General features: G+C 73.6%; 10 protein-coding genes. 1 reads left to right on the top strand and 9 read right to left on the bottom strand.

Translation table 11 applies throughout. From position 1 onward, the window contains the following. Positions 1-137: 137 nt before the first annotated feature. The 6 genes from ACIA8F_RS37525 to ACIA8F_RS37500 all read right to left on the bottom strand — a co-directional run bounded on the left by ACIA8F_RS37525 (position 138) and on the right by ACIA8F_RS37500 (position 6112). Positions 138-1082 carry a cation diffusion facilitator family transporter gene (locus ACIA8F_RS37525; protein ID WP_399385523.1) on the bottom strand — a complete coding sequence of 315 codons (945 nt, stop codon included), beginning with the start codon at positions 1080-1082 and terminating at the stop codon, positions 138-140. A 94-nt stretch (positions 1083-1176) separates the two neighbouring features. Further along, complete coding sequence (gene manA / locus ACIA8F_RS37520; RefSeq protein ID WP_399385522.1) at positions 1177-2349, bottom strand: mannose-6-phosphate isomerase, class I; 1173 nt, start codon at positions 2347-2349, stop codon at positions 1177-1179. Positions 2350-2390: 41 nt separating this feature from the next. Continuing rightward, positions 2391-3524, bottom strand: coding sequence for an SIS domain-containing protein (locus ACIA8F_RS37515; RefSeq protein ID WP_399385521.1), 1134 nt, complete (start codon positions 3522-3524; stop codon positions 2391-2393). 82 nt (positions 3525-3606) lie between these two features. After that, positions 3607-3792, bottom strand: coding sequence for a Trm112 family protein (locus ACIA8F_RS37510; RefSeq protein WP_383953662.1), 186 nt, complete (start codon positions 3790-3792; stop codon positions 3607-3609). A gap of 405 nt (positions 3793-4197) precedes the next feature. Beyond that, positions 4198-5568: a phosphomannomutase/phosphoglucomutase gene (locus ACIA8F_RS37505; RefSeq protein WP_399385520.1), complete on the bottom strand. Its 1371-nt coding sequence runs from the start codon at positions 5566-5568 to the stop codon at positions 4198-4200. Positions 5569-5647: 79 nt separating this feature from the next. Beyond that, entirely contained in the window at positions 5648-6112 is a 465-nt protein-coding gene (locus ACIA8F_RS37500; protein WP_399385519.1) for a DUF3499 domain-containing protein, read from the bottom strand. Between the two features lie 24 nt (positions 6113-6136). Here ACIA8F_RS37500 and ACIA8F_RS37495 point away from each other — a divergent pair, with 24 nt between their 5' ends. Then, entirely contained in the window at positions 6137-6631 is a 495-nt protein-coding gene (locus ACIA8F_RS37495) for a metallopeptidase family protein (protein ID WP_399385518.1), read from the top strand. Positions 6632-7108: 477 nt separating this feature from the next. Here the strand turns inward: ACIA8F_RS37495 and ACIA8F_RS37490 are convergent, their stop codons facing one another. The 3 genes from ACIA8F_RS37490 to ACIA8F_RS37480 form a co-directional block, all read right to left on the bottom strand. Further along, a complete protein-coding gene (locus ACIA8F_RS37490; protein WP_399385517.1) occupies positions 7109-8599 on the bottom strand; it encodes a DUF5719 family protein in 1491 nt (496 codons plus the stop codon). Next, the gene (locus tag ACIA8F_RS37485; protein WP_399385516.1) at positions 8596-12249 is read right to left on the bottom strand and encodes a glycosyltransferase family 2 protein; all 3654 of its coding nucleotides are present in this window, start codon (positions 12247-12249) and stop codon (positions 8596-8598) included. Before ACIA8F_RS37485 ends, ACIA8F_RS37490 begins: the two co-directional genes overlap by 4 nt. Before the next feature lie 424 nt (positions 12250-12673). Beyond that, on the bottom strand, positions 12674-12937 hold the full coding sequence (locus tag ACIA8F_RS37480) for a WhiB family transcriptional regulator (RefSeq protein WP_112450237.1): 264 nt from the start codon (positions 12935-12937) through the stop codon (positions 12674-12676). Positions 12938-13050 lie beyond the last annotated feature (113 nt).

Here is a 13050-nt window from a genome sequence, read left to right as displayed (position 1 = left end):
CGGCTCCCGCCGGCGCCCGCAATGCCGTATACCCTGTCGGTGCGCGGCTAAATCCTGGGGGGGCCCCCCCCCCCCGGCGGGGCCCCCCCCCCCCCCCCGGGGGGCGGGGGGGCCCCCCCGCGTCCGGCGGTCCGGGGTCAGACGCCCGGGTTGGTGCCCTTCGCGGCGGCCTCGGCGTTGAAGATGTCGGGCTCCAGGTAGATCACGCGGGCGATCGGGACGGCCTCGCGGATGCGGGCCTCGGCGGCGTTGATGGCCCGGGCCACCTCCGTCGCCGTGTCGTCGCTCTGGACGGCGATCTTCGCGGCGACCAGGAGCTCCTCGGGGCCGAGGTGCAGGGTGCGCATGTGGATGACGCCGGTGACCACGTCGCCGTCGACGACGGCGGCCTTGATCTTCTCGACGTCCTCGATGCCGGCGGCCTCGCCGAGCAGCAGGGACTTGGTCTCGGCGGCGAGCACGACGGCGATGATGATGAGCAGGACGCCGATGCACAGGGTGCCGATGCCGTCCCAGACGCCGTTGCCGGTCAGCAGGGCGATGCCGACGCCGGCGAGGGCGAGGACCAGGCCGATGAGGGCGCCGAAGTCCTCGAGGAGGACCACAGGGAGCTCGGGGGCCTTGGCGCGCTTGATGAACTGGCCCCAGCTGAGGCTGCCGCGGATCTCGTTCGACTCCTTGATCGCGGTGCGGAAGGAGAAGGACTCCGCGACGATCGCGAAGAGGAGGACGCCGACGGGCCAGTACCAGTGCGTGATCTCGTGCGGGTCGTGGATCTTCTCGTAGCCCTCGTAGATGGCGAACATGCCACCGACGGTGAACAGCACGATGGAGACGAGGAAGGCGTAGATGTAGCGCTCGCGCCCGTATCCGAAGGGGTGTTCCGGAGTGGCTTGGCGCTGGGCCTTCTTGCCGCCCAGCAGAAGCAGGCCCTGGTTGCCGGAGTCCGCCAGTGAGTGGACGCTTTCCGCGAGCATCGACGACGAGCCACTGAAGACGAAGGCCACGAACTTGGCTACCGCGATGGCCAGATTGGCGGCGAGTGCCGCCACGATCGCCTTGGTACCGCCCGACGCACTCATGGTTGCGATGTGTCCCTTCCTCGGTGCGGCGCCCCGGGCCCGGGACGCCGCGCTACGGCCGCAGACTCTCACGGCCACCGAGAGGGACGGTACGTCAGACCACCACGGTGGCACGGAAGACGGTGCCGGTTCCGGACAGTTCCACCGTTTCGCCGGCCGGTACGAAGACCGATTCGCCGGGTGTCAGCGCGAGTTCGCCGGACTTCGGGGAGCCCGCCGTCGGGGAGCCCGCCGTGCACAGGAGGATCTGCGCGGTGGTGTCGGGGAGCACCCGGGGGGCGCCGCCGGGGGCCAGCACGAAGCGGGAGAGCCGGAACTCGTCGATGGGGGTCTCGTAGACCTCCTCGCCGTTGCCCTCCGGGCGCAGGATGCCGGGGTCGCCGGGCTCGAAGACGACGACCTTGAGCAGCTCGGGCACGTCGACGTGCTTGGGGGTGAGCCCGCAGCGCAGGACGTTGTCGGAGTTGGCCATGAGCTCGACGCCGAGGCCGTCGAGGTAGGCGTGCGGGATGCCCGCGCCGAGGAACATGGCTTCGCCGGGCTGGAGTTGCACGTGGTTGAGGAGCATCGCGGCGATGACCCCCGGGTCACCCGGGTAGTGGTGGACGAGTCCGGCGTACGGGGCGTACGGGCCTGCGAGCCGTTCGGCGGCGGCCGCGGCCTCAGTGACCGTACGGGCCATCTCGGCGCGGTCGGCGGTCAGGACGGCGGTGAGCACCTCGCGCAGGGCCGCCTCCTCGGGGTGTGCCCGCAGGAGGTCGGCGTAGGGCTTCAGGGCGTTGACGCCGAGGCCCTCCAGCAGTGCGGCGGCCTCCAGCGGCGGCCGGAAGCCGGACAGGCCCTCGAAGGGGGTGAGGGCGCAGACCAGCTCGGGCTTGTGGTTGGCGTCCTTGTAGTTGCGGTGCGGTGCGTCGATCGGGACGCCGCGGCGTTCCTCGTCCTCGAACCCGGCCTTCGCCTGGGCGAGGTCGGGGTGGACCTGGAGGGAGAGCGGGGCGCCGGCGGCGAGGAGCTTGAAGAGGAAGGGGAGCCTCGGGCCGAACTTGCGGACGGCTGCGGCTCCCAGTTCGCCTTCGGGATCGGCCGCGATGACGTCCGAGAGGGCGCTCTCGCCCGCTCCGCGGTCGAGGCGGGAGGGGGCGCCGGGGTGGGCACCCATCCACATCTCGGCCTGGGGCTCGCCGGTGGGGGCGACTCCGACGAGCTCGGGGATCAAGGTGGTCGATCCCCAGGCGTAGGGGCGGATCGTGTTAGTGAGGCGGTCCATCGGTCGTCTTCCTGGGTGAGAGGCGCGCGCGTGCGTGCGCCTCAGCTGTGTCCCCCGGAGGCCAACGCCAGGTAGGCGGTGGCGAAATCCGTGACGGCGAGGAGTTCGGCGAGCTGTTCGAGCTCTGTGCCCTCCTCAGGTTCGAGCTCGCTGATGGCCGTGTCATGGCTGAGGGCGAGCTCTCGTGCGGCAGGAGCGGCTGTCAGTCCGCCTGCGGGCCTGTCGCGCAGCAGGACGATGCGTGCGCGAAGGGCCTGCGGTTCTTCCACTCGGTCGCGGAAGAAGTCGTCGGGGTCGGCTCCGGCGGCGAAATCGCCGGAGAGCAGGACCCCGTGGGCCGGCAGGGCCTCGGGAAGATCGGCGGCGAGTGCGGGCCGGCCGGCGAGTTCGGCGAGGGTAGCGGCGAAGCGGCGCCCCGCGGGTCCGGCGGCGGCGCCCTCGCTCCAGATGAGCGGGAGGGAGTCGGCGAGCTCGGAGGCGAGGGTCTTGGCCGGGTTGGAGTAGGTGACGATGGCGGGGCCGCAGCGTTCCGCCGTGCGGTCGAGCCGGTCGGCGACGAGCTGCAGGGTGTGCGGGGCGGCGGTGATCAGACCGACCCGGTCGAGGAGCACCAGCAGCGGGGTCAGCAGGGCCCACAGGGCGCCGGGGCCGGCCGCGGCCGACTCGTCGTACTCCTGGTACGGGGCCTTGGCCATCGGTACGAGGAGCCCGTGCGCGCCGTCCACCGCTTCGCTCAGCGGCGAGCGCTCGGGGGCGACGGCGACGACGGTGCAGCCGCGCCGGTAGGCCTGCTCGGAGAGGACCGCGAGGCCGGGCTCGGTTCCGTCGGTGGTGGCGATGAGCAGCAGGTCGACGGGACCGGCCCAGCCGGGCAGGGCCCAGCGCAGGGCCCCGGCGGCGTGCGCGACGCCCGTCGGGTGCAGCCGGATGACGGGCGCGGAGGCTCCGGCGAGCGCGCCGAGCAGATCGGCGACCCCGGTGGCGGCGGTGCCGGGACCGGCGATGAGCACCGCGCGGGGGCGGCCGTCGGGGCGCAGGTCGGCGAGGCCGGCCTCGGTGGCGTGCCGGGCCGCGGTGCGTACCCGGGCGCCGGCATCGGCGGCACCGCGGAGCAGACCGCGGCGGTCGGCGCGGGCGAGATCGTCAGGTGCGTCGAGGAGTGACTCGTCGAGCATGGCGGCCTCCGGCTATGTCTGTGACGGAACCTGTGTGGGACGGAACCAGTCTCGGCGTTTGCGCGGGGTGGCGGTAGGAGGCTCAGGCGGGACGGCGTGCCTCGTCGACGAGGAGTACCGGGATGCCGTCGCGGACCGGGTAGGCGAGACCGCAGTCCTGGCCGGTGCAGATCAGCTCGGGGGTGGTCTCGTCTGCCGACTTGTCGTCCAGGGGCGAGTGGCAGGCGGGGCAGGCGAGGATCTCCAGCAGGCCGGCTTCGAGCGGCATGGGGTGGTTCCCTTCGGGGATGTGGATCGGGCCAGGTCAGCCTACCGCCGAGTCGCCTCCGGTGAGGGGTGGAGCTGGTGCTCCACTGGGACCGGGGGGGGGCGGCTCGGCGGTGCGGGTGGGGATCGGGTGCGGGTCCGCTGCTGGGGCTCCGCCCCAGGCCCCGCGCCTCAAACGCCGGCGGGGCTGAATTTTGGCTAGGGTCCGGCCGGCCCTCCGGCTGGATTGGGCTGGAGGCGGCCCCGGCCCTGCCGGCTGTATTGGCGGTGGGGCTGGGATTTGACTGGGGGCCGCCCGGCCGTGCCGGATGGATTGGGCTGGGCACGGCCCAGGCCCTGCCGGCTGGATTCGCGGTGGGGCTGGGATTTGACTGGGGGCCGGCCGGCCCTGCCGGCTGGGTTGGGATCAGGTGCGGATGAGGGACAGGACCTCGTCGCGGATCTTGGTGAGGGTGGCCTGGTCGCGGGCTTCCACGTTGAGGCGGAGGAGGGGCTCCGTGTTGGAGGCGCGGACGTTGAACCACCAGTCGGTGGTGGTTGCGGTGAGGCCGTCCAGTTCGTCCAGGGTGACGCCCTCGACGGCTCCGTAGGTCTCCTTGACGGCGGCGAGGCGGCCCGCCTGGTCGGCGACGGTGGAGTTGATCTCGCCTGAGCCCGCGTAGCGGTCGTAGGAGGAGACCAGGGCCGAGAGGGGGCCGTCCTGGCCCGCGAGGGCCGCCAGGACGTGGAGCGCGGCGAGCATGCCGGTGTCCGCGTTCCAGAAGTCCTTGAAGTAGTAGTGCGCCGAGTGCTCGCCGCCGAAGATGGCGCCGGACTTGGCCATCTCCTCCTTGATGAAGGAGTGGCCGACGCGGGTGCGGACGGGGGTGCCGCCGTTCTCGCGGACGACCTCGGGCACGGACCAGGAGGTGATCAGGTTGTGGATCACGGTGCCGGTGCCACCGTTGCGGGCCAGTTCGCGGGCCGCGACCAGGGCGGTGATGGCGGACGGGGAGACGCCCTCGCCGCGCTCGTCGACGATGAAGCAGCGGTCGGCGTCGCCGTCGAAGGCGATGCCGAGGTCGGCGCCCTCGGACAGCACGCGCTCCTGGAGGTCGACGATGTTGTTCGGGTCGAGGGGGTTGGCCTCGTGGTTGGGGAAGGTCCCGTCCAGCTCGAAGTACATCGGGACCAGGTCCAGCGGCAGGCCCGTGAAGACGGTGGGGACGGTGTGCCCGCCCATGCCGTTGCCCGCGTCGACGACGACCTTGAGCGGGCGGACGGCCGTGAGGTCGACCAGGCCCTTCAGGTGGTCGGCGTAGCCGGCGAGGGTGTCCTGCTCGGTGACGGTGCCCGGGACGGTGCCGGCGGGGATCGCCGGGGCGCCCTCGTCGCTCCACTTCTCGGCGAGCTCGCGGATCGTGGAGAGGCCGGTGTCCTGGCCGACCGGGGCGGCGCCGGCCCGGCAGAGCTTGATGCCGTTGTACTGCGCCGGGTTGTGCGAGGCGGTGAACATCGCGCCGGGCAGGTCCAGCTTGCCGGAGGCGTAGTACAGCTGGTCGGTGGAGCACAGCCCGATGAGGGTGACGTCGACGCCGCGGGCGGCCGCGCCGCGGGCGAAGGCGGCGGACAGGGCCGGGGAGGAGGGCCGCATGTCGTGGCCGATGACGATGGCCTGAGCACCGGTCACCTCGATGAAGGCGGCACCGAACAGCTCGGCCAGGTGCTCGTCCCACTCGTCCGGCACGACGCCTCGTACGTCGTACGCCTTGACGATGTTCGAAAGATCGGTGGCCACTGCCTGCCCTCCGTAAAGGTGATGTGCGGTGAGGCAAACCTACCGTGCACGCAGTGCGGCTCTTCAGATCAACGGACTGTCAGGAATCCGGCGAACGCAGGACGCGCAGGTGACCGCGCCGGGTCTCCCCGGTGCCGGGACCACCCTGGCCGGAGCCGCCCGCACCCGCCGCGCGCTCCGGCGGACGGGCCGCCTCGCGGACGGCGTTCGCCAGGGCTTCGAGATCGTCACCCGTGGGACGCGAGGGCGCCGACCCGTCGGTGAGGCGTACGACGTCCCAGCCGCGCGGGGCGGTCAGGCGCTCCGAGTGCTCGGCGCAGAGGTCGTAGCAGTGGGGTTCGGCGTAGGTGGCGAGCGGGCCGAGAACTGCGGTCGAATCGGCGTAGACGTACGTCAGAGTCGCGACGGCAGGGCGGCCGCACGCGGTGCGCGAACAGCGACGTACAAGGCTCACGACGTTGGACGGTACCGCACTCTTGACCGGGCCGCGACGACTCTCCCCCGGCCGCTCCCCCGTGTCGTCCCATCTCCCCCGCCCCGGCACGGATGTGCGGGCTACCCTGCGGGGGTGACGGACAGCACTCTGCCTCCCCCTCCCGCGCCCCCGGCCGCCTCCCTGCCCGGCGGGTCCCCCGCCGGTGAGCCACGGGTACGGCGGCGCGACCGGCACGGGCGCGGGATGCGCGGGCCGGTGGCCCCTCCGCAGGTACCGCTGTCGGCGAGCCGCGGGGAACTCTTCGGGGACCTCGTACGGGACTCCGTGGAGCGGCTGGAACGGCGCTGGCCGCAGCTGGCCGACGTGGAGTTCATGATCGGCGACGTGCCGGGGGCGCCGGGCGGGGTGGAGACCGGCTGGAACGACGAGGCGGTGCCGCTCGGGGCGATGGCCGAGGCGGGGGGTGGGCGGCCCGCGCGGATCGTGGTGTTCCGGCGGCCCGTGGAGATTCGGGCGAAGTCTCGGGACGAGCGGGCGATGCTGGTGCACGAGATCGTGGTGGAGCAGGTCGCGGAGTTGCTTGGGCTGTCGCCCGAGACGGTGGATCCGCGGTACGGGTCGGACTAGGTCCGGGGTGTGTCGGCCTGGCCTGGCCGTGGCCATGGCCCGGGATCTGGCGGGCCCGGAGCGGCCCCGGCCCCGGCCCCTGATTGCGTCGGCCCGGTCGACCCGCGTCGGCGGTGTGGGAGGTGGGCCCTGCGGGGCTGTCCCCTACCCGCCCTTCCACCGTTCCCCGGGCTCCGCCCGGACCCGCGCCTCAAGCGCCGGCGGGGCTGAAAGGACCTGGGGCTCCGCCCCAGACCCCGGTCCTCAAACGCCGGACGGCTGGAATTGCTGCGCCCAGGCACCCGCGCCTCAAACGCCGGGCGGGTGGATTCGCTGCGGCCAGGCACCGGTCTTCGAACGCCGGACAGCTGGAATTGCTGCGCCCAGGCACCCGCGCCTCGAACGCCGGGCGGGTGGAATTGCTGCGCCCAGACCCCGGTCCTCAAGCGGCGGATGGCTGGAAATGCTGCGCCCGGACACCCGCACCTCGGGTGGGGGTTACTGGGTCAGGACCGTGAGGTTTTGGGTGGCCTTGGGGACGGAGACCGTGGAGTGGTCGTCCGTGAGGGTTTGGGTGGTGAACATGGGGATGCCGTCGCGGGGGATCGTCAGGGTGCGGGAGGCGTGGACGGGGCCGCCGGAGAGGGTTTCCACCGTGAGGGCGTAGGCGCCCTTGCCGCCTGCCGGGGCGAGGGTCAGGGTTTGGGTGGTGCCGCCCTTGACCGTGACTTCCTGGGTGGCGGGTTCGCCGCCGTCCGTGCCCGGGGAGGCCGTGACCTTGACCTTCGCGTCGGCTCCGGGCGGGGCCGTGAGGGACAGGAGGGTGGCGTTCGCCTCGGGGCGGTTGTCCGCGACGGTGGCCCGGGTGCCGACGGGGGCGGCGGCCTGGATGAAGCCGGTCTCCTGCTTGGCTCCGGTGCCGCGGACCACCCGCAGGGCGGCGACCACCGGGACGACGGGCTTCTTGGGGTCGGCCGGGGAGAGGATCAGGGAGCCGGCCTCGCCGCGGGTGACGTCCTTGAGGTCGAGGCTCGCGGTCATGCCGGCCTTGACGTGGATCTGCTCGCTGCCCGCGGGGCTGATCGAGCCGGTCGGCCCGGCCAGCTTCACGGTGAGGTCCGCGTCCTCCTCGCCGGGGGCGAAGGCGACGAGCCGTACGGAGGTGGCGTCCGCCGGGATGCCCGGCATGACCAGGGTCCCCGCCGGGTCCACGGAGGCGGGCAGCCAGTCGGAGCCGACGCCCTCCTCGCCCGCCTGGGCGGTGGCGCCGACCCGGCCCGCGCGGGTCGTGACGTGGGCGGTGACGTCGGCGAGCTGGGCGCCGGGGGCGAGGGAGGCCAGGGAGATGGCCTTGCTGGACTTCGGGTCGATGCGGATGTTCTCGCTGGTGCCCGCTTCGGCCTTGACCGCGCCGTCCGGGCCGAACAGCTTGATGTCCACCACGGCCGCGGTGTCGTCGGGGTTGGTGAGGTGGACGTAGTCCTCGCGGCCCTTGGCGGTGCTCGTGCCGGGGAACCAGAAGTCGGTGCCGGGCGCGGTGCAGCCGACGCCGAGGAGGCCGCGCGTGCGGCCGACGGAGACCACGGTGGTCTGCTGCGCGCTCCAGCCGGGGGCGAGGAACCCGTCGGCGACCCCGCTGAGCGCGGGGGCCTCGGCGCCGGAGGCCTTGGCGCCGACGGGCTTGCCGGGCTCCTTGAGTTCCAGGACGGGCTTGGCTTCCTTGGTCGCGCCCAGCAGCCGGGCCGTGCCCTTGGCGCCGGGGGCGGCCGCGCCCGGGGTGATAGCCGTGTACAGGGTCTCGGCGATGTCGGAGGTGCTGGGGGCGGGGCACACCAGCAGGGACCGCTCGACGGGCATCCGGGCCGCCGGCTTGCCCTGCGCGGCCGTGGAGGCCCCGTCGGCGGCCGGTGCGGTGAGGGTGGCGAGGCCGGTGACGGCGGCCAGGGCGGCCGTGACGGCGGCCAGCGTGAGGGGTACGCGCTGCTTCACTGCTGGGGGCTCCCGTCCGGACGCGGGGCGTGCTGCCCGCCCTGCTGACCGTCGTGCTGGCCGTAGGTGTCGTACGTGGGGTCGTAGGCGGGGTCGTACGTGTCGGAGCCTTCGTAGGGCTCGGGGTGCTGCTGGTAGGGCTGGTACGGCTGCTCGTAGCCGGGGTGGGGCTGGTACGGCGGCTGCTGCTGCTCGTACGTGTACTGGTCGTACTGCTGCGGCTGCTGCTGGTCCTGGCCGCCGTAGGCGTAGCCGCCCTGGTCTCCGTACGCCGGCTGCTGGTAGGCGTACGCGTCCTCGCCGTACACCGGCTGCGCCGGGATCTGCGCGTACGGGTCGGCCGCGACGGCCGCCTCCGCGGGGGCCGAGCCGGCCGGGGTCTCCTGCTCGGACTGCTCGGACTGCTCGCGCAGCCGGCGGGCCCGGCGGCCTTCGCCGGCCTCCTCGGCGGCGGGGGCCTCCTCCTCGGGCAGGTCGTCGTCGAGGCGGGCGCGGCGGCCCGGCAGGGCCATCACCAGCAGCACGAGGGCGAGCAGGCCCTGGGCCCAGTGCCAGGCGGTCCGGGTGAGGGCGTCCTCGTGGACGAGGTCGAGCTGGCCGGCGTCCGCGGGGAGCTCGAAGCCCTGCGCCCAGCCGTCGAGCGTCCTGGCCTTGAGCGGCTTGCCGTCGAGGGTGGCCCGCCAGCCGGCGTCCGCCCGGTCGGCGATGCGCAGGACGCGTCCTGACTCGCCGGCCGGGATCTTGGTGTGCGCTTCGACGGGGCCGGAGGCGACGGGGATGGGCGCCTCTCCGGGCTTGCCGGAGACGATGACGGTGCGGGCGACCTGCCGGTCGAGGCGCCACAGGGCGCTGCCTTCGAGCTTGCTGAGGCGGCTGAGGCCGGGGGTGGCGTCGAGGACGCGGCCGATTTCCTGGGGGGCGCCGTCGCGGACCAGGACGTAGCGGATGGCGAAGCCGCCGAGCTGGTCGGTCTGGTCGGCGCCGGAGCCGGCGACGAGGCTGGAGACCACCTTGTCGAGGCGGGGGTCGCTGCCGGCCCGGTCGGCGAGTTCGGCGTCGCCGAGCCGGCCGCCGGAGCCGCGGACCAGGCTGTACGAGAGGGCGGCCGGGGAGTCCGCGCCGATGACGAGGGTGCGGGCCTGGTCGCGGGTGCCGCTCTCCTCGGCGACGAAGGCGGGGACCTGGACGGGGTCGCGGCGCTCCAGCGGTCCGGCGGCTCCGCTGAGCATCCAGCCGGCCGCGCCGGCGAGCGGGCCGACGGCGGCGGCGAGCGCGATCAGGGCGGCGAGGGGCTGGCGCCAGCCGAAGCTGCGTGCGGCGACGCGTTCCTTGGCCCCGTCGGCGCCGATGACGGCGGCGGCCAGCAGGGCGAGTCCGTAGACGAGGGTGGCGGGGCCGGACCAGGTGGTGCGGTTGACGAGGACGGCCAGTGCGAGCGCGGCGAGCGCGGTGGCCCAGGCGGTGCGTACGGCGGACTGCCGGTCGGTGCGCAGCAGGGCGGCCAGGGCCGCGAGGACGATGCCGAGGAGGAGCAGGCCGCCCGCGGTGCGGGGGCCGCCGGGGCTGAGGCCGAGCAGGTCCAGGGCGGTGGCCGAGCCGGCTCCGTAGGGCAGTCCGGCCTCGCGCAGGAGCTTCGCGGGGTGGGTGAGCAGGCTCAGCGACCAGGGGGCGAGGACGAGGAGGGGGACACCGAGCGTCGCGAGGAAGCGAGGCCCGTACGTCTTCCACTGCGCGCGGCGCAGGACCAGCGCGGCGGCTCCGAGGAGCGCGGCGAGCGGCCAGACGACGGGGGTGAAGGCGGTGGCCAGGGTCAGCAGGAGGGTGTAGGTCCAGGCGGAGCGCCAGCTGCCCTCCCCTTCGCCGCGTCCGAAGGCGGTGACGGCGGAGCGGGCGATGAGCGGGAGCAGGATCGCGAGGACGGCGGTGCCCAGGCGGCCGCCGGCGAGGGCTCCGGTGACGGCGGGGAGGAAGGCGTAGGCGACGGCGGCCCAGGCGCGCAGCAGCCTGGATTCCACCAGTGGCCGGGAGGCGAAGTAGGCGGTGAGTCCGGCGAGCGGGACCGAGCAGACGAGCAGCAGGGTCAGGGCGGCGTTGGTGGAGCCGAGGAGCAGGGTGGAGAGGGCGCCGAGGACGGCGAGGTAGGGCGGTGCTCCGGCGGTGGTGCCGGTGCCGACGGGCTGCCAGTCGTCGGCGTAGACCCGCCAGAGGTCGAGTCCGCCGTCGGGGGCGGGGAGCAGGGCTCCGCCCATGAGGGAGCCGCTGCCGAGGAGGGAGCGGCAGGCGATGACGGAGACGAGCAGGAGGAGCGCGAAGAGGACGGGTGCGGGCTTGCGGGCGATCCGCTTGAGGCGCGCGAACTGTTCGATCTCCAGGTAGTCGGCGTCGTCCCCGCCGGGTCCCGATTCGACGGCTCCGCCGTGCCGGCCGGCGGTGGCGGCCTCGGTGTCGCCGTCGGCGCCGAAGTAGCCCGCGAGCTGTTCGGCGTTGGCGCGCAGGCTGGCGCCGGGCGGCGGGAAGAGGGGGCGCAGTTCCTTGGCGGGGACGGCCGCGCGGCCCCTGCGGCGGCGGGCTCCGAGGATCCGGCCGGGGCGCAGGAGGGTGGCGAGGAGGCCGGTGATCTCGTCGACGGCCTGTCCGGGGGCCTTGCCGACGAGGTAGGCGAGGGCGCGCAGGACGGTGCCGAAGAGGATGCGCAGCAGGACGTACGGGAGGGCGCGGCCGGGGCTGTTGGCCAGCATCGTGTAGACGGCGCCGGCCTTGTCGACGCGGTGCGGGCTGGCGGCGGAGCGGCCGACGCAGTCGACGGTGCGGCGTTCGCGGGCGGAGGCCTCGGCGTGCCGCAGGACGGCGTCGGGGGCGATGAGGACGGAGTGGCCGGCGCTCTGGACGCGCCAGCACAGGTCGACGTCGTCGCGCATGAGGGGCAGTCGGCGGTCGAAGCCGCCGAGGGCGTCGTAGACGTCGCGGCGGATCAGCATGCCGGCGCTGGAGACGGAGAGCACGGGCTGGACCTGGTCGTGCTGGCCCTGGTCCTGTTCGCGCCGGTCGAGGCCGGTCCAGCGGCGGCCGCTGCGGGCGATGGTGACGCCGACTTCGAGGAGCTGCTTCTTGTCGTACCAGCCGCGCAGCTTGGGGCCGATGACGGCGGCGTCGGGGTTCTCGTCCGCGACGCGCAGCAGTTCGGCGAGGGCGTCGGGCTCGGGTGCGCAGTCGTCGTGGAGCAGCCAGAGCCACTGGACGGGTTCGCCGTGGGGCAGGTCGGGGAGGTCGTACGTCTCGTCGCGCCAGGTGCGGCTGACGGGGTCCCAGCCGGAGGGGCGCTTGAGGTACGGGAGTTCCTCGGGGGTCAGCGTGCCGGCGGTGCGGGCGGCTTCGTCGACGGCGGCGCCGAAGCCGGTGCGGCGGGCGAGGTGCAGAACGCGGTCTTCGCCGAGGGCCTCGCCGAGCAGGCGCGCGGAGTCGTCGGCGCTGCCGGTGTCGGCGGCGATGTGGCTCTGGGCGGGGCGTTCCTGGCCGAGGAGTCCGGCGAGGGTCCGGGGCAGCCAGCGGGCGCCGTCGTGGGCGACGAGGACCGCGGTGACGACGTGCCGGGGGAACTCTGGTGCGGCGGCAGCCTGGTGGGAGGCGCTCGACTGGCTGTGCAGGGACATCGCGGTACGGGCCCTCCGGCCGGGGGTCCGGGGGTGGTGTGCCCTCGGAGGCTGCTGGACAGCGCCCCACCCTAACGGCTGGGAACACAGCGGTCCGCCTCCTGCGGGGAAGGTGCAGGAGGCGGACCGTTTGCTCTGCTCGATGCCGTGCTGGTCGTGCCGTTCGCGGTAGTGCGGTTTGTGCCGGTGCGTGCACTTCGGCCGCTGCCGTGCGTGAGGCCCGGTGCACAGGGGGCTATGTCCTCGGCCCTGCCGGTGGACGTCCGGGCTCTGCCCGTGGACATCTCGGCCCTGCCGGTGGATATGCCGTCGGTCGCGTCGTCGGAGGTGCGGTCGGAGGTGCGGTCGGATATGCCGTGGGCCGTACCGCGGGCGGTACCTGGGGCCCTGCCGTGGGCGCCGTTCGGTGCGCGCCGTGGGCGCTTCAGACGGCGGCCTTCTTCAGACGTCGTCGTTCGCGCTCGGACAGTCCGCCCCAGATGCCGAATCGCTCGTCGTTGGCGAGTGCGTACTCAAGGCATTCGGATCGGACCTCGCAGGCGAGGCAGACCTTCTTGGCCTCGCGGGTCGAGCCGCCCTTCTCGGGAAAGAAGGACTCGGGGTCGGTCTGGGCGCAGAGAGCTCGCTCCTGCCATCCGAGCTCTTCGTCCGCCTCCTCGACCAGCAGTTCCTGAACCAGCTCGGTCATGTGCGCCCCTCGCTCTGTCTGTGCGTCCCCGTGGTCATGTCGTCACTCATCGCTACGTAACGACACGAGTGAAATTACAAGTGCGGGGCTCCAGCGCAGTCAAGCCGAGATCT

Source organism: Streptomyces sp. NPDC051563, assembly GCF_044454225.1.
Taxonomy (GTDB): domain Bacteria; phylum Actinomycetota; class Actinomycetes; order Streptomycetales; family Streptomycetaceae; genus Streptomyces.
Note: the sequence above shows the minus strand (reverse complement) of the source record. Positions and strands in the feature narration are given on the sequence as shown.